Source organism: Tetragenococcus halophilus (assembly GCF_001712815.1).
Classification (GTDB): Bacteria; Bacillota; Bacilli; order Lactobacillales; family Enterococcaceae; genus Tetragenococcus; species Tetragenococcus halophilus.
Window position 1 is genome coordinate 1068074 of the sequence record NZ_CP012047.1, and the last position, 17998, is coordinate 1086071.

16 protein-coding genes are annotated in these 17998 nt (G+C 35.6%); 13 read left to right on the top strand and 3 right to left on the bottom strand.

Annotation, left to right across the window (positions count from 1 at the left end; translation table 11 throughout):
- Positions 1–44: 44 nt before the first annotated feature.
- A complete protein-coding gene (locus AC806_RS05040) occupies positions 45–1985 on the bottom strand; it encodes a BCCT family transporter (protein WP_231960514.1) in 1941 nt (646 codons plus the stop codon).
- A gap of 406 nt (positions 1986–2391) precedes the next feature.
- Here AC806_RS05040 and AC806_RS05045 point away from each other — a divergent pair, with 406 nt between their 5' ends.
- The 8 genes from AC806_RS05045 (at position 2392) to AC806_RS05080 (ending at position 9325) form a co-directional block, all read left to right on the top strand.
- Positions 2392–2775: a hypothetical protein gene (locus AC806_RS05045; RefSeq protein WP_069028918.1), complete on the top strand. Its 384-nt coding sequence runs from the start codon at positions 2392–2394 to the stop codon at positions 2773–2775.
- 55 nt (positions 2776–2830) lie between these two features.
- The gene (locus AC806_RS05050; protein ID WP_014124743.1) at positions 2831–3616 is read left to right on the top strand and encodes an SDR family oxidoreductase; all 786 of its coding nucleotides are present in this window, start codon (positions 2831–2833) and stop codon (positions 3614–3616) included.
- Between the two features lie 152 nt (positions 3617–3768).
- Positions 3769–4440, top strand: coding sequence for a SatD family protein (locus AC806_RS05055; RefSeq protein ID WP_014124744.1), 672 nt, complete (start codon positions 3769–3771; stop codon positions 4438–4440).
- 16 nt (positions 4441–4456) lie between these two features.
- Entirely contained in the window at positions 4457–5194 is a 738-nt protein-coding gene (locus AC806_RS05060; RefSeq protein WP_014124745.1) for a DUF3307 domain-containing protein, read from the top strand.
- A gap of 11 nt (positions 5195–5205) precedes the next feature.
- On the top strand, positions 5206–6705 hold the full coding sequence (locus AC806_RS05065; RefSeq protein WP_014124746.1) for a carboxypeptidase M32: 1500 nt from the start codon (positions 5206–5208) through the stop codon (positions 6703–6705).
- Between the two features lie 7 nt (positions 6706–6712).
- Entirely contained in the window at positions 6713–7348 is a 636-nt protein-coding gene (locus tag AC806_RS05070; RefSeq protein ID WP_014124747.1) for an HD domain-containing protein, read from the top strand.
- An 86-nt stretch (positions 7349–7434) separates the two neighbouring features.
- Positions 7435–7797: a hypothetical protein gene (locus AC806_RS05075; RefSeq protein WP_041591816.1), complete on the top strand. Its 363-nt coding sequence runs from the start codon at positions 7435–7437 to the stop codon at positions 7795–7797.
- Positions 7798–7978: 181 nt separating this feature from the next.
- A complete protein-coding gene (locus AC806_RS05080; RefSeq protein WP_061840574.1) occupies positions 7979–9325 on the top strand; it encodes a DEAD/DEAH box helicase in 1347 nt (448 codons plus the stop codon).
- On the opposite strand, the gene AC806_RS12235 is transcribed toward AC806_RS05080, so the two are convergent.
- A complete protein-coding gene (locus AC806_RS12235; protein ID WP_307718920.1) occupies positions 9314–10219 on the bottom strand; it encodes a DNA-deoxyinosine glycosylase in 906 nt (301 codons plus the stop codon). The genes AC806_RS05080 and AC806_RS12235 overlap by 12 nt on opposite strands.
- Positions 10220–10321: 102 nt before the next feature.
- Between AC806_RS12235 and AC806_RS05090 the strand changes: the two genes are divergently transcribed.
- The 4 genes from AC806_RS05090 (at position 10322) to cls (ending at position 17098) form a co-directional block, all read left to right on the top strand.
- Complete coding sequence (locus AC806_RS05090; RefSeq protein ID WP_069028919.1) at positions 10322–11371, top strand: DUF7278 family profilin-like fold-containing protein; 1050 nt, start codon at positions 10322–10324, stop codon at positions 11369–11371.
- 332 nt (positions 11372–11703) lie between these two features.
- Positions 11704–14352, top strand: coding sequence for an alanine--tRNA ligase (gene alaS / locus AC806_RS05095; RefSeq protein ID WP_069028920.1), 2649 nt, complete (start codon positions 11704–11706; stop codon positions 14350–14352).
- 118 nt (positions 14353–14470) lie between these two features.
- On the top strand, positions 14471–15622 hold the full coding sequence (locus AC806_RS05100) for a cation diffusion facilitator family transporter (RefSeq protein WP_014124753.1): 1152 nt from the start codon (positions 14471–14473) through the stop codon (positions 15620–15622).
- A gap of 9 nt (positions 15623–15631) precedes the next feature.
- Positions 15632–17098, top strand: coding sequence for a cardiolipin synthase (cls, locus tag AC806_RS05105; protein ID WP_069028921.1), 1467 nt, complete (start codon positions 15632–15634; stop codon positions 17096–17098).
- Here cls and AC806_RS05110 read toward each other — a convergent pair.
- Positions 17084–17494, bottom strand: a complete 411-nt coding sequence (locus tag AC806_RS05110; RefSeq protein WP_014124755.1) for a ribonuclease HI family protein — start codon at positions 17492–17494, stop codon at positions 17084–17086. The two genes, cls and AC806_RS05110, sit on opposite strands and share 15 nt — an antisense overlap.
- Before the next feature lie 82 nt (positions 17495–17576).
- On the opposite strand from AC806_RS05110, the gene AC806_RS05115 reads away from it, so the two are divergent.
- A complete protein-coding gene (locus tag AC806_RS05115; protein WP_069028922.1) occupies positions 17577–17972 on the top strand; it encodes an EbsA family protein in 396 nt (131 codons plus the stop codon).
- The last annotated feature ends 26 nt before the right edge of the window (positions 17973–17998 follow it).

Consider the following 17998-nt stretch of genomic DNA (forward strand, 5'->3'; position numbering starts at 1 on the left):
TGAAGTAAACCTAACGACCCTCTCTTTTTTTTAATTGAAAAATTCTACTGCGAGCTTTGACTTTCTGTATTGTAGTCATCTTCATTTGTTTCTTCGTTTGTATCTTCTTCTTCAGCAAGTTTTTCAGCAACATTTTCGACTAAAGCCTTGTCTTCAACATTAGATTGTACGACTTCAGTGATAATATGATCATTTCTGACTTTGCGGAGTTTTTCTCTAACCGCTCGTTCGATCAAAAACTCTTGTCTTAATCCTAGGTATAAGGAATAAACCATAGCAAGTAAAACAAAGGTAAACGGTAGCCCGGTAATAATCGAAGCTGTCTGTAAGGCAGTCAAACCTCCACCAATAAGTAGTACTGCAGCTACAGCACCTTCTATGATAGCCCAAAAAATTCTTTGTGCGAGAGGAGTATCCAATTTTCCTCCTGAAGTTAAGTGATCAATCACCAATGAACCTGAATCAGAAGAAGTAATAAAGAACACTGTAACCAATATGATTCCCACAAGTGATAAAATACTCGATAGTGGCAAGCTATCTGATAATGAGAACAAGGCTAAGGATTCATCCACATTAACGACACTTGCTAAATCGTTTATACCATTGATTTGTTGATATAAGGCAGTTCCTCCAAGTATACTCATAAATACTGCTGAGATGATCGTTGGGACAAGAACGACACCGATGATAAATTCCTTAACGGATCTACCTTTAGAAATCCTGGCAATGAACATTCCTACAAATGGAGACCAAGAAATCCACCAAGCCCAATAAAACAATGTCCAACTACCTTGCCAATTTGTACTAGTGAAGGTTTCTGTCCAAAAGCTCATTTCTATAAAGTTCGCAGCATAATACCCAAGATTTTGCGTAAAGCCGCTCAGTATAAATACCGTAGGGCCTACTAAGAGGATGAAAAGAGCAAAAATTGCTGCTAAGACCATATTGATTTCGCTTAATTTTTGTACACCTTTATCAAGCCCTAAAACGACTGAAGTTGTTGCAAAAGCGGTAATTACAATGATTAATACAATCTGAATGCCTGGACTTATTGATATCCCGAAAAGATGATTTAAACCAGCATTAACTTGTGAAACGCCAAGTCCAAGAGAGGTGGCCAATCCCGTCATTGTTGCTAAAACAGATAATATATCAATGATGTTACCCCACCAGCCGTATATCTTATTTCCTATCAAAGGGTAAAAAAGGGAGCGTATTGTTAAAGGAAGCCCCTTATTATAAGAAAAGAAAGCAAGTCCTAAACCTACGATCGCATAAATTGCCCAGGGATGTATCCCCCAGTGGAAGAAAGATGAGGTCAATGCTGTTTTAACCGCTCCAGCAGAATTTGGATCAACATTAAACATGGGAGAAGGTTCACCTAAGTGTGAGATGGGTTCTGCGACACTCCAGAAAACAAGTCCGATGCCCATTCCTGCACTTAATAACATCGCAAACCAGCCCCACCTGGAAAATTCTGGCTTAGCATCGTTACCGCCGATGACGATTTTTCCATAACGGCTGAAAGCAAAAAAGAGACCTGCGCCAATAAATATGGCGGTTGCTAAAATCATAAACCAACCTGTGTAATTTGTAACAGCGTCTAAAATGTAATCAAAAACGACATTTGCTTCTTGCGAAAATATTGATAATAAAATGATGAATAATAACAAGATGATAGTCGCAGGAATGGTAACTTGGGGGTGAATATCAACGCCCCATCCTTTCCAATTACGTTCCCCAATTTCTTCTTTTCCTTCTTCATCGAATAAAGACGTCGTAGGATTTATTTGCAAACCTCTAAATGGTGGCCGATTTTCTATGGCTTCTTTACGCGCTCGGGCTTCTTCTTTGCGCATTTTTCTAGCTAATTCGCGTTCTGATTCAAGTTCTGGGTTACGTTTTGATCTTGTATTTTCTTTTCCACGTCTACGATTTCCTTTTCTCGCTTGCTTCTGAGTGTGATTCTCTTTGTTTTCAGGCAATATTTGATTTCCTTTCTATTTTTTTATTAATGTAGCGCTCGTGATGATTGTCTTTAGGAGAACATTAAAAAAGAGAGGCAAATCCTCTCTTTTCTCATGTTCTCATTCATAAACAACCAAAATATAATATAATCAGAAGTATTATATCATTTTCATTTCTGTAATCAAATATCTAAATTAATTTTTTAGTTATAATGAGTGAAATAAAGGGATCTTTCACTAAATTTCATTGACTAGTTTCTAAAGATAAAAAGCGTTTTCTCAAGCATTATGGTATACTGTTGTTACGTTTATTAGAAAAAACTTTGTACTAAACTCAGAGCTTTGTTAAGCTATAAGCAATAGAAAGGATGTAATTAATGGAGCCTTCCCAAATGAAAGATAAAATAAATCCTATGAGCAGCAAATGAATAGTTCTTTGGCTAAAGAGGCTGATTTAGAAACTATTGCGAATTTTTATACGGAAGAATTTATCGCTGCTAATCCAACTGGGGTAAAAACGGGAGAAAATAATGATCAGCTTAAAGAGGCAATGGATAAAGGGTATGAATATTACCGTTTAATTGGTACAAAAGAAATGAAATGCCAGTCTATTGATACTATACCTCTTGACGAGCAGCATGCAGTTGCTACTACTCATTGGAAAGCCGTTTATCTTAAAGAAGAAAAAGAAATAGTTATTCCTTTTACATCGAATTATCTTATTCAATTTAGAGAAAGGCAGCCTAAAATCTTTGGTTGGGTCACTGGAGATGAGACGCAAGTATTAAAAGAACATGGCATTATTTAATAGCTTTTAAAGCGATTTAAAAAATAAATAACGTTTTGATAGGAGGAATGAATTAATGGATTTACAAATCAAAGGGAAAACGGCTTTAGTACTAGCTTCAAGCGATGGCTTGGGTAAGGCCATTGCTCAGGAATTAGCCAATGAAGGAGCTAATGTTATGTTGACTAGCCGCACAGAAGAGAATTTAAAGCTAGCTAAAGAAGAAATTGAAAAAACAGCTACTGGTTCTGTTGCTTATTGCTTGTTAGATCAGACAAAAAATGAAAGCATTGCAGCAGCAGTAAAAACGACAAGGGAAACATTCGGTTCTATTTCAATTTTAGTGAATAACTCTGGCGGGCCTCCTGCTGGAAATTTCGAAGATTTTGGAGATGAAGACTGGCAAAAAGCATTTGAGCTTACTTTATTAAGTTATATTCGAGTTATTCGTATGGTTTTACCGGATTTAAAAGAAAATAAGGGTCGTATTTTAAATAATACTTCTTCTTCGACAAAAGAACCCATTGATGGGCTGACTTTATCTAATGTATTTAGAGTAGGGATTTTGGGCCTTGCAAAAACATTATCGCAAGAATTAGCTCAAGATGACATATTAGTAAATACGATTGGACCAGGACGTATTCAAACAAAACGAGTGGACGAACTTGACCAAGTGAATGCGAAGAAAAAGGGAGAGACAAAAGAAGCTGTACAAGAAGCGAATCTTTCAACTATTCCTATGGGACGTTATGGAAAACCAGAGGAATTTGCAAAAGTAGCTACTTTCTTAGTTTCGGGGGCTAACTCTTATCTGACAGGTCAAAATCTTCTGGTTGACGGTGGAAAAGTTAAGTCGATTTAGGTGAGAACACAATATAAGGGACGTTAATTAGAGACATTTTCACAATTAATTCCCTTTTTGATAAATCTTTAACAATGATTCGTTTTAAAGTGAATTAAATTGATTGATTCGCTACTAAAGGAATCGTATAATGGGTTTAGGAGGTGTTTAGCATGTCTACGGCTACAACTTATTATCCCTATATAGCGGTTATTGGCGATATTAAAGATTCAAGAAATTTAGGTCATCGAAAAGCAAACCAGCAGAAATTTACTAAAACTTTAGCACGATTAAATCATGTGTATCAGAAAGATATAGCAGCTCAGTTCACAGTGAGTATGGGCGATGCTTTTCAAGGTTTATTGAAAGATGCCAGCCATCTAATGGTAATGCTTTTTGAACTTGAGCTGAGTTTAGCGCCTATTGAATTACGTATAGGTATTGGTTTAGGTGATATTGAAACAGAGCTTAATACAGAAAATTCTTTATTAAACGATGGTTCTTCTTACCACCGAGCTCGAGCAATGATTGAACAGATTGAAAGAAGCGAAAAGCAATACGAGCAATGTTATTCCAATATTTTATTGTCCACTGGGGAGCAAGCTGTTCATTATGAAAAGCTCATTAATACGATTTTTTCTCTAGAGTCTGTTATAAAGACGAAATGGACGGAAAGACAAAAAGAAATTATTCGAACTTATTTAGCAAATGAAAAAAACCAATATATGACTGCTGAAGCTTTAAATATTGGACAGTCGAGTGTCAATAAAGCATTGAATAGCGCGGAGTTTTATACCTTTAACAATTCATTAATCACGCTGCAAAACGTGATTAATGAATTGTAGCTGGAGATGGGAGTATATGGTAAATAGTTTATTTTTACATTTTTTTATTGGGCATATCTTAGCCGATTATTATTTTCAGACTTCGACAATAGCCAAAGAAAAAGAAAGCACATTCCGTTATTTACTATTGCATTGTTTTATTTATCTAGTGACCATGGTTATAGTTATTTTTCCATTGTTTAACTGGCCATTATTTTGGGGAGCACTTTTTATTGGGATGATTCACTTTTTCATTGATGCTTGTAAAGCCTTACTCAATAAATATTTTACATTTAACGATTTACAAAATGTCCTTCTTTATTTTACGGACCAGCTGTTACACATTTTAACCATTTTATTGCTAGTGACATTTATTGCATTGGCTCAAATAGATATCAATTACCTTCTTTTCTTAAAAGAACTATTTGTGTATTTGAATGTTGACTTTAAAGAGATATTATCTTGGGTAACGGTGTTGCTTTTGGTTTTACAACCAAGCAGTATTACAATCAGAAAAGTTCTCGACCACTTTGATCCCAAGTCTTCAGATGAGGGGGTTGCTAACGCAGGAGCACTTATCGGCGTTTTTGAACGTCTACTTATTTTGTTTATGCTTTATGCTAATCAATACGCAGCTATTGGTTTTGTACTAACTGCTAAATCAATTGCTCGTTATAACAAAATAGCTGAAGATCCTAAATTTGCGGAATATTATTTATTAGGCACTTTACTAAGTTCGTTGTTAGTGATTGCAAGTTTTACAATTATTTTTTAAGGGGTACTGAAATGAAAGAACAAGAGTTTTTAACAGAATTAAAAGAAATGGATATGCTGCAACAAGCACTGGCAATCTTAGAATGGGACGCACAAACTGGGATGCCAGCTGAAGCTAGCAATGCTCGTGCAGAAGTATCCAGTTATTTATATGGAAAATATTTTTCTAAAAAAATCGGTCCTAAAATGTCTGAAGCGATTGCATATTTTTCGCAACACCCAGAAAAGCTTTCTGAAGTTGGAAAAGCTGCGCTGACATTAGTAAAAGAAGAATATGAAAGAGAACAAGCCGTGCCTAATGAGTTGATGGTTGAATATAGTAAAGCTACGGCTAATGCCCATCATGCTTGGCAAAAAGCAAGACAGGCAAAGGATTTCTCTTTGTTTTATGATGCGTTAAAAAATAATATTCGTTTAACAAAAGAATTGATTTCTTATTGGAAAAAAGATGAGCAGACTGATTACGATGTATTACTAAATATTTATGAACCAAATATGACAACTGAAACTTTAGATGATGTATTTTCTACAGTTCGTGATGGAATTATGGCGATTTATCAAAAAATTGAAAATTACGGAATAAAACCAAGAACAGATTTTTTACATCGTAAAGTAGCAAAAGAGCAGCAACAAAAATTTGTCACAAAAGTTGTAGAAGATCTCGGTTTTGATCTTAGCCGTGGGCGTATTGACGACACAATTCACCCTTTTGCTACAGGGATTAATCATCAGGATGTACGTTTAACCAACCGCTGGAATGAAACAGACTTTTCTATGGGAATTTTTGGTTTGATTCATGAAGCCGGACATGGTGTTTATGAGCAAAATATTGCTGAAAAATTTGAATATACACCGGTACATGAAGGTGCTTCTATGGGAATCCATGAATCCCAGTCATTATTTAATGAACTTGTCATTGCTAGTCGTAAATCTTTTTGGCAAAAACAATATCCTTTTTTGCAAGCGTGCGTTGATGGTACTTTTGCTGATATTTCATTTACAGATTTCTATGCCTCACTCCAACAGACACAAGCCAGTTTGATTCGAATTGAAGCAGATAGTCTTACATATATTTTACATATTATCATTCGTTACGAGATTGAGAAAATGATTTTTAATGAAGAGGTTAAGGTAGAGGATTTGCCACAACTTTGGAATGATAAATATGAAAAATATCTAGGCGTCCGTCCAGCAAATGATTTAGAAGGGATATTGCAAGACGTTCATTGGTCAGCAGCTGAATTTGGTTATTTTCCATCCTATGCCTTAGGTTATATGTATGCTTGTCAACTTTACTATGCCATGAAAAAAGAACTGGATGTCGATCAAATTTTGAAATCGGATGATTACTCAGCTATTCAAAAATGGCTAAGTCAAAATATTCATCAATATGGGGCTTCTAAAAAACCCAATCAATTGATTTATGACGCTAGTGGTGAAGCATTGAATCCACAGTATTTACTTGATTATTTACAAGAAATTTATTTTGCTGTCTATCAAATAAGCGAGTAGGAAAAATATGGAGAAATTAAAAGACGTTATTTCATACGCGCAAGAAAATTTAGCGCAAGAAAGTACAGGGCATGATTTTGAGCATGCAAAAAGAACAGCCGGTTTAGCAGAAAAGATCATAAAAAAAGACCAATTAGCAGTAAATAATTTTATTGTTATGGCAAGTGCTTATTTACATGATATGATTGATGACAAAGTGACAGACGAGCCTGAAAAAGCACAGCGAACCTTAGTTCATTTTTTGCAAGAAATAAATTGTTCTTTTGCAGAAATCGAAGCGATTTTAGAAATTATTCAAAATTTATCTTTTTCCGCCGAAATGTTTGCAAAAGCAAAGTCACTTTCATTAGAAGGAAAAATTGTACAGGATGCAGATCGTTTGGAAGCGCTAGGGGCCGTTGGAATCCTACGAGCTGCTTATTTTAGCGGTGCCCACGGTCAAGCGATCTATGATGAAAATAAAGCTGTGCAACACTTTCATAGCAAAGAAGATTATCGTCGACCATCAACCATGATCAATCATATGTATGAAAAACTGTTTTTACTGCCAGAAATGATGAATACCTATTACGGAAAAAAAGAAGGAAACCGTCGAAAAGCATTTATGGAAGACTTTTTAGAGGAATTTTATAAAGAGTGCTAAATTTGTCCATTATTTCTTTTTTTCAGAGTAAATTATTTTCATTTTTTATTTCTTTCTTTATAATGAAAGAGAAAGGGGCGTGAAGATTGTTTTTTCAACATATGTTAAAGCCGAAGGAATTGGCATTTGTCGTTCCCAATGTCAACGAATGCTTGTTTGCTATTCATACTAAACTTACCACTCGTGACTATAATGTCGCTGTTTATAAGTATGGTCAAGAATATTTTGTTTTAGATGATGGCTGTATTTTTCAACAAATTCAGGGGATCGATCAAGAAAGCCAAGGAGACGAGGAAGAGCTACTTCCTTATGTAGAAGAAGCTTTTGAGAAAAATTGTTATACTATAGTTGAGGAAAAATTTATTCAGTTGGAGTTAGGTATTTTATCGACGATGTCTATTGATAGCCCGGTACAAGTTAAATATTATGAATTTGTTGACTTTATTTAAGAGATACAGGTTAGAAGGTCTTTATTCGCTAAAAATCTTTTAACCTGTATCTTATTTCTGTCTTTAAGGTATGAAAAATCAATATTAATCTGATATAGTCAAACCATTAACAAACATTCTATTTCTATGCTCATTTCCATGATAAAGATAATTATATAATAAAAAGAAAGAAGGTGGATGAATGACCTTTGAATCATTCGCATTTCAACCATTTATTTATCAAGCATTAAATGAAAGTGGCTTTGAAACACCCACAGAAGTTCAAGAAAAATTAATTCCTTTGATCCAAAAAAGACGTAATATTGTAGGGCGATCACAAACAGGCACGGGCAAGACGCACACCTTTTTACTTCCTTTGATCGATCAAGTGGAAGTAGATAAAGATGAAGTTCAGGTTGTCATTACAACACCAAGTAGGGAATTGGCAGAACAAATTTATCAGGCGGCTAAACAGATTACCGCATTTGCGCCTAAGGATATTCGCGTCTCAAAGTTTGTGGGCGGTACCGATAAACAAAGACAACTGGAACAGTTGCAGCATCAGCAACCCCAAATAGTCATTGGTACTCCTGGGCGGATTTTAGATATGGTCAATGAAAATGCACTGCTTATTTATAAAAGCCGAGCATTCGTTGTTGACGAAGCTGATATGACACTGGATCTAGGGTTCTTGCCTGAAGTAGACCAGATTGCTACAAAATTTTCAGAAGATATACAGATGATGGTGTTTTCTGCGACTATCCCGGAAAAGTTGCGTCCATTTTTAAAAAAATATGTAACACATCCGGTAGTTGAAGACATAAAGCCGCAATCCTTGATTGCTGATACCATTGAAAATTGGTTGATTTCCACAAAAGGAAGAGATAAAAACCAGTTGATTTTTCAATTACTAACCATCGGTCAACCTTATTTAGCTGTCGTCTTTGCTAACACTAAAGAACATGTGGATGAAATTAGCGATTTTTTGCAAAATCAAGGATTAAAAGTAGCGACAATCCATGGAGACATTCCTGCTAGACAGCGGAAACGGATCATGCGACAAATTCACCATCTGGATTATCAATATATCGTTGCTACAGATTTAGCAGCTCGTGGGATTGATATCGAGGGAATCAGTCATGTAATTAACGCAGAGCTGCCTCGTGACTTAGATTTCTTTATTCACCGAGTCGGACGAACTGGTCGCAATCAGTTAAAGGGAACGGCCATTACGCTGTATGATCCCAGTGATGAGTATGCCATCAATTCACTAGAAAAAATGGGGATTGATTTTGAGCCTAAAGAAATCAAACAGGGAGAAATTGTTACAACTTATGACCGTAATCGACGTCAAAAAAGAGAAAAAACTTCTGAAGAGTTGGATCCTGAAACGATTGGTTATGTTAAAAAGCAAAAGAAAAAAGTAAAACCAGGTTATAAAAAGAAAATCAAACAGGAAATTAATAAAAGTAATCAAGAAAAGCGTAAATTAGAACGGCGAAAACAACAACGAGCCGCAAAAAGAGAAAAGAAAAATTCAAATCGTTAAAGTCTTTTGCATTTTCACACAAGGAAGTCCATCTTCTAGAAATTCCTGAGATATTATTAGATAGCCGTTTTTTTGATAAAATGCAACAGCTTGTTTTTCTGCTGTTAACTGACTGAATTGATAGCCTTGGCTGATAGCTTTTGTCTCAAAAATTTTTAATAATTTGCTAGCAATCCCTTGTTTTCTAGCTTTTTTAGCTACACAAAAACGATCAGGAGAGATCGTCTTACTATCAAAAGCTTCATAACGTATAGTAGCAAGAGCTTCTTTTTGTTTGAAAGTGACAAAGTAGTTGTTGAATGCATTTGTTTGTTCATCAAATTCTAAGTAAGGTTTAATTTGTTGTTCCAATACAAAGACTTGATAGCGAAGGTAAAAGGCAGCTGCTTTGATCCAGTGATCGTTGCCAAAAAAAGTTGTATAGCTATTATCCAATGCTTGCTTCCACTCTTTTTGTCGCTTATCAGCACGACTGTTATTGGCACCACTTGTTGATAGACAGTAATAGATATTTTGTTCAACAAAGAGTTGTTGGTTTATAATTTCTTGATAAGCTGTTTTACCATTAGCAATGACTGTTTTAATAGGTGCAGTTTCAAGCAATTGGCTAAAATCATTTAATTTATAATTGCTAAAACGATGATCCATACTTCCTTTGCGTTCAAAACTTTGGTAAACATCCCAAAGGCCAATATGATGGTCCAATAGGACTTGTAGTCGTTTATGATAAGTTTTGGGATCAGGAACTTGTAAAGCTGTAAAAATAATTTGCCAAAAACGATTTGCTTGGTTACCATAATATTGTTGTTTTTCTAAGGACTGAACACTAGGCGCACTACCTAGGATCAAAATTTCGGTATTTTTATTAAAAACGGGCGCTAGACCTGTCTGCATCGTTATCTAACTCCTAACTGTAATTTTTAAGTAGCAAAATGTTATACTTTATTTTACCAAAGTTACTGATACAAAACATAGAAAATGAGGAGAGTAGTGAGTGTGAATATCTTTGAGGCTTTAGAATCAACCCAGTGGAAAAACTTATCGCTTGAATTAAAAACGCAGGTGATGAATCAAGTGCTGAAGTATTTTGTCAGCCTAAAAAAAATTTCTGATGTCACTTATCAGCAATTCGAGCTAGATGGTGTGAAATGTGGCAGTTTCGAATGTTCAATTGACGGAGAACGTTTTGTTTTAGTGCCAGGAAACCAAGCGGCAATACTAGGCTGGGGATCGGGCACACAGGGCATAGCACGCAATTTGTGGGATCAAACGCCTACTCAAGAGAACGAGGCCTATCGTAAAATCAAAAGTAGTTATGGTCTAAAGACTGCTGAAGATTGGGAAATATTTGTGAATGAGTCAACTTCTCCTTTGCGAAAACGCAATGTTGCACCTATGCTTGTGCAAAAAAGGGCACAACCTGTTGGGACCACTTATATTGGTGACCTAGATATTATCACAGGTGAGTTTAGCGGACGTTTGGAAGATTTTTCACCTATCAAACAATCACTGCTCAGTTATTTTAAGCAAGTGCAAACTTTTGAGGAAAGTTTACAGTTTGTGCCTCCACAAGAGATTTTTGAAAAAAATAAGTTTTACGCCTTGCTTTCAGAAAAAAATGAAAAATATGCTGTTTACAGACATGAAACTTGTCATTTAAATCAGTTGCAGAAGAAAATGGATGATCAATTGTTTGACTTACTGACAGAAGATCAGTTGGAGTATGCCATTTCTGGTGCTACACGTAAGTTATTCCGTTGGGGAGGCGAATTAGAAGAAGACGATAGTTATTATGGGAAACAGACAAGTCAAAAAATACGGCAAGCGAATATGTTTGGATTATATTTCGCAAGCGATCTTTCTTATTGGGAATTAACGGATTCTATGTATTTAAAAGCGGAGAAAAGTGAAAAAATAGGCCATCCCTTATTCGACCATTTGCCGCTAGCCTCTTATTATCGTTCACGTAAAAATTTAGCTAAAGAAGAGTTAATGGATCCGTGCGATTTTCGTTTTCGTAAAGCGATTGTTATTCAAAATGGCTGATATTTTATAGGAAGACGTTGAAATGAATTGACATTTTCTGAAAATTTGCCTATACTTTGGAAGGAATAAAGGACATGGTCAAAGATACAATCCTTCTACAGAAAGTTTTTTAGTGCTGAGAGAAAAACAAGGTGCTTTTTGACTGCTCCCTTTTAGTATGTTTGGTAGGAATATCAACGCAACTTCGGCGTTATCGAAGCTTAAGAGGTAATGATCGACATCATTGCAAGCAAGGTGGTACCGCGTGTAGACGTCCTTGCTTTGCAAAGGTGTCTTTTTAATTTTATTGAGAGAAAACAGAAAATTATAATATTATTATAAGGAGAATAATTATGAAAAATTTATCAAGTGCTGAAATTCGGCAAATGTTTTTAGATTTTTTCAAATCAAAGGGACATTCGATTGAACCTAGTGCTTCTTTAGTACCAATAGATGACCCGACCTTATTATGGATTAATTCAGGAGTGGCTACCGTAAAAAAATATTTTGATGGTTCAGTCGTTCCTGATAACCCACGAATCGCCAATGCGCAAAAGTCAATCCGCACCAATGATATTGAAAATGTGGGACTGACTGCACGTCATCAAACAATGTTTGAAATGTTGGGAAACTTTTCTATAGGTGATTATTTTAAAGAAGAAGCCATCCATTTTGCTTGGGAATTTTTAACTTCGTCAGATTGGATTGGTTTTGATCCTAAGCGTCTATATGTGACAGTCTATCCTAAAGATGAAGAAGCCAAACGGATATGGCAAGAAGAAATCGGCCTTTCTAGCGATCATATCGTAGAAATTGAGGATAACTTTTGGGATATTGGTGCAGGACCAAGTGGCCCGGATACGGAAATTTTTTATGATCGAGGACAAAAATTTAATAATTTAGCCGAAGATGATCCTGAAAACTACGCTGGGGGAGAAAATGAACGCTATTTAGAAATTTGGAACCTAGTTTTTTCCGAATTTAATCATAAGCCAGAAAATACTTACGAACCGCTTCCCAGCAAAAATATTGATACGGGTATGGGATTGGAACGAATTGTTTCAGTTATACAAGATACACCAACAAATTATGAAACAGATTTATTTATGCCGATTATTGAAGAAATTGAAAAAATCAGTGGTCAAGTGAAGTATGGTCAAAAACAAGAAACAGATGTCTCTTTTAGAGTCATTGCTGATCATATTCGTGCTTTAGCATTTGCCATCGCGGATGGCGCTCTTCCTTCTAATGAGGGCAGAGGCTATGTATTACGTCGCTTGTTGCGACGGGCTGATATGCATGGTCAAAAATTACACATTAATCAAGCGTTTCTATATCAACTTGTTGCCACTGTGGGAAAAATCATGAATAGTTATTACCCTGAAGTGTTGCAACAACAAGCCTTTGTCGAAAAAGTGATTAAAAGTGAAGAAGAACGCTTTTACGAAACAATCAATGAAGGTATGGCAATCTTAGATCAGCTTCTTGCAAAAGAAAAAAATGAACAAACAAAAATGATCAGTGGTTCAGATATTTTCAAACTATATGATACTTATGGATTTCCGGTGGAGTTAACGGAAGAAATTGCTGAAGAATCAGGTTTTGGAGTAGATCATACTGGGTTTGAACGCGAAATGGAGGCACAAAGACAACGTGCGCGTAATGCTCGGAGCAAAGAACAATCAATGAAATTGCAATCTAGTTTGTTAACACAAATCGATGTTGACAGTGAATACGTTGGCTATTCCACTTTAGAAACAAAAAGTACACTTGCGCTTTTGCTGCAAAATGATAAATTTGTTGATGATGTAAACGATGGACAGGCAGAAGTAATTTTTTCTCAAACACCATTTTATGCTGAAATGGGTGGACAGGTTGCTGATACAGGCGTTATTTTTAATCAAACTGGAGAAATTTGCGCTACAGTAAGAGACGTCCAAAAGGCACCTAAAGGACAATATTTACATCAGATTGAAGTAAAAAAAGATCTGCAAAAAGGCCAAGAATATACCCTGCAAGTTGATAAAGATCGACATAATAGGATTATTAAGAACCATACAGCTACTCATTTACTGCACAAGGCTTTAAAAGAGGTTTTAGGAAGCCAATCGAATCAAGCAGGTTCATTAGTCGCTCCAGATCATTTACGATTTGATTTTACGCATTTTGGTCAAATTACGGCAGAAGAACTGCAAGAAATGGAAAAGATCGTCAATGAAAAAATTTGGCAAGCTTTGCCGGTAACAACGATCGAAACTGATATTGATACGGCGAAAAATATGGGCGCTATGGCGCTGTTTGGTGAAAAATACGGTCATGAAGTTCGAGTTGTCAATATAGCAGACTGGTCGATTGAGCTTTGTGGTGGAAATCATGTAAAAAACACTGAAGACATTGGCATTTTTAAAATTGTTTCTGAGGCTGGTATTGGCGCTGGCACCCGAAGAATCGATGCTGTAACCAGCAAAGAAGCTTATCAGCAGTTTAAAGAACAAGAAAATGAATTAGCAAAAGCGGCTGAAATATTAAAATTGCCACGGATTAGCGAAGTGGTTGCTAAAACAGAGCAGTTGCAAGAACAACTTCAACAAATGCAAAAGGAAAATGAGAAATTATCTAGCAAGATGGCCAATCAACAAGCTGACAATGTTTTTAAAGATATCAAATACGCAGGTAATCTTTCTTATATAGCCGCTCAGGTAAATGTAAAAGATATGAATCAATTGCGTCAATTGGCAGATCAATGGAAACAACAAAATATCTCTGATGTACTTGTTTTGGCGACAGAAAGTAATGGGAAAGCGAATCTTTTAACTGCTGTTTCTAAAGAGACAATCGCTAAAGGAATTAAAGCAGGTGATTTGATTAAAGCAATCGCACCTAAAGTTTCTGGTGGCGGTGGTGGTCGCCCGGACATGGCTCAGGCGGGCGGAAAAAACCCCGACGGTATTTCACAAGCATTAGAAGAAGCAGGTCGTTGGTTGGAAAAAGATTTATTTTAATTTTTCCAACCTTTTTCCTCCTTTTTAGTTGTTATTTTTAAGTATTTCAGGATACAATGTGGTTCTATCGTATGCTGCTTCATTTATTGATTTTTGCTATAATAAGGAGTTTGTGACAATGCTAGAGCATTTTGTAGAAAAAATGATAAAAAACAAGAATAAAGAAGAACAGCGCACAAAAGTTGGACAAATTGCTGGCGTGGTAGGATTAGTTTCCAACATTGTTTTATTTTTGGGGAAATTTTCTATTGGATTTATTGCCAACTCTGTTTCAATTATGGCAGATGCAATCAACAGTTTATCCGATATGATCTCTTCAATTTTAACTTTGGTTGGTTTTAAAGTCGCAGCCAAACCAGCAGACAAAGAACACCCTTATGGCCACGAACGTTTCGAATATATTAGTGGGTTAGCTGTTTCTTTTATCATCATGCTTGTGGGCGTGCAATTTTTACAAAGTTCTTTTAATAAAATTCTTGATCCAGAAAGTATCACATTTTCTGTTTTGATCTTTATTGTTTTACTCGCCTCAATTATCATCAAAATTTGGCAAGGAAAGATGTATGGAAAGCTTGCAAAAAAAATAGATTCACAGACACTACAAGCTTCAGGCAAAGATAGCTTAAACGATGTCTTTATAACCATTACAGTATTATTATCCGCCTTAGTTGAATACATCAGTGGTTGGCATATTGATGGCTTTGTTGGGTTTGTTTTAGCGCTTTATATTATTTATACTGGTATTAAAATGATTAAAGATTTTATTGATGAGTTATTAGGGAGTCGTCCTTTGGATTATGAAATACAGATCATGGAAGCACGCCTTGCAAATTATCCTTCAATTTTAGGTTATCATGATTTGTTAGTTCACAATTATGGCCCTCAAAGCAAATTTGCTTCGGTACATATTGAAGTTGACGCTTCTTGGGATTTAACTGATGCGCACCAAGTTATTGATATGATTGAAAAAGACTTTAAAGAAAATCTTGAGGTAGAACTTGTTTGTCACCTTGATCCAGTGGCTATTCATGATGATCAATATTTAAAGATCAATCAAGAATTGAACAATATTTTAGCTGACTTAAATCAAGGATTAAAAATGCATGACTTGCGCATAAAAAACCATAATGTATTACAGTTTGATTTGGTTATACCAGAAGGCATTACTGAAAATGAGAATCAGCTAGTAGAGGACATACGTCAATTAGTGATGAAAAGAATCGGAAATTATCACTTAGATGTAAGACTAGACCATAATTATTTACTATAGGGGGAAATAATGGATTTAAGAACAGACTTGGCTATTTTATATCAAATTATTTGGGGATTAATCCTTATTAATACAGTTGTCGCCTTTATTACTGTTTTTCGTCGACCGCGTTCAATTACCAGTATACTTGCGTGGATGATGACCTTGGTTTTTCTTCCGGGTTTGGGTTTTATTTTATACGCTTTTTGCGGTAGAGGGATTGACAGAGAAACTGTTTACTTATTTAGTGAGCAACATCAAAAAAGAATCAGAGAGATCAACAAAATGATTGAAAAGAACAATCAGTACTATCCTCCTAAAACTTATCCATATGAAGCGGATTTGTTAAAACAATACTTTGCCGGAATGGACGAGTCTCCTTTAACAAGGGGAAATCATGTTGAATTTTTTACTGATGGTGAGCAAAAATTTTCTCATTTATTTGAAGATATAAGAAGAGCAAAAGATAATGTTCATGTAGAATACTATGCTTTTTTTAACGATGAAATCGGCAATGCTTTTTTAGACTTGTTGGTAAAAAAAGCCAGAGAAGGTGTAGAGGTTCGCTTGGTATTTGACCCTTGGGGTGGTCGAACGAACGTCCGATTTTTTAAACCTTTGCAAGAGGCTGGAGGCAAAGTCATTCCCTTTATCACTTCAAGAAACTTGATTCGCAAAACACGTTTAAACTATCACTTGCATCGCAAAATTGTTGTCATTGATGGTGAAATCGGCTGGACCGGTGGCTTTAATGTTGGAGATCAATATGTGGGGACAACGGAAAAATTCGGCTATTGGCGCGATACGCATGCCAGAATTGTGGGTACAGCTTCTTTTTCCTTACAAGAGATATTTATCCGCGATTGGAATGCTTCGATAAAAAATAAAAAAGATTTATTAGAATACGAAGAATCTTATTTCGTGCTTCCAACACAAGATGATAATGTGGATGTTCCTATGCATGTGGTGGCTGATGGCCCTGAGTCAATAGAACAAGTTATTGAAGGCGGCTTTATTAAAACGATTGTAGCGGCTAAAGAAAGGGTCTGGATTCAAACGCCATATTTGATTCCGGATGACTCAATGACCAGTGCACTACAGGTTGCACTTCGTTCTGGCGTAGATGTGCGAATCATGATCCCTTGCATGCCAGACCATCCATTTATTTATCGCGCGACGCAATATTATGCCAATTTGTTTCAAAAACTTGGTGCTAAAATTTATATTTATGAAGGCGGCTTTATTCATGCCAAAACTTTGCTTGCTGATGATACGATTGCTTCTTTTGGTACAACAAATCAGGATATCAGAAGCTATGAACTCAACTTTGAAGTGAGTGCTTTTGCTTATGATGAAAAGGTGAATAAAGAACTTGCGACAATCTTTGAAGAGGATATGAAACATTCTACTTTATTAACACAAGAAATGATCAAACAACAATCGTATTGGCTGAAGTTTAAACAAAATTTCTCTCGTTTACTTTCACCGATCCTCTAATTGTATGGCTTTTTGTAACCCTTGTCTGGCTAAATGATCAGCCCCCTTATTTTTACTTTCGGGAATCCATTGAATAAGTAGTAGAGGAAAATTTGTTAATTTTTCTTGAATTTCAACCAAGTATTTTTTGAAATCTCGGTTTTTTGTATAGTCTTTCTGCACAGTTTGCGCTAAAATTTTACTATCTGTATAGACAAGAATTGTTTGTGTATGCAAGCCTCGTTTATATAAATCATCCAGCAAGTGGCTAAACACGGCAAACTCCGCTTGATGATTGCTTAGCTGAGTGAGAGCAAAAGATTCTTGTTCGTAGATATCTTCTCCTAAAAGGACAATGCCACCGCCGCTTGGCCCCGGATTCCCTTTGGTTGAAGCGTCAATATAAGATTTTATCATTTATAAACCTCCTACAAATACTGTTCAAGTAATTTGATTATAATATACAGAATTCTTAAATGATAGATGAAAGGAGAGCCACTTGAAAAATTATAAAATTCGCTGGCAACCAGAACGTTCTCTTGCTATTATTTATTGGTCAGTGACCCTTATATTTTTATTTTTAAGTCTGACATTTATTTTAGAACGTGCTGAAGTACATTGGAAAAGTATGCTTTTTATGGTGATATTTCTACTTCTTTTTTATTTAGGCTATCGACGAGCGATTATCGTTCATAAAAATGGCTTACAAATAAATTATGCTCGTTTTTGGAAAACTGATTATTTACCGTTTAATCAGATTGAATCTGTCCAAATTTCTGTTAATTTTGTAATCATTAACCTAAAAAAACAAAAACTGGAATTAAGTTTAAGTAAAAAGCAAGTGAAATTATTTTGGAAACTATTACCAGAAGAAGTAACTGTGTATTCGGAATAAGTAAAATCAAACGCATATAAAGTGCT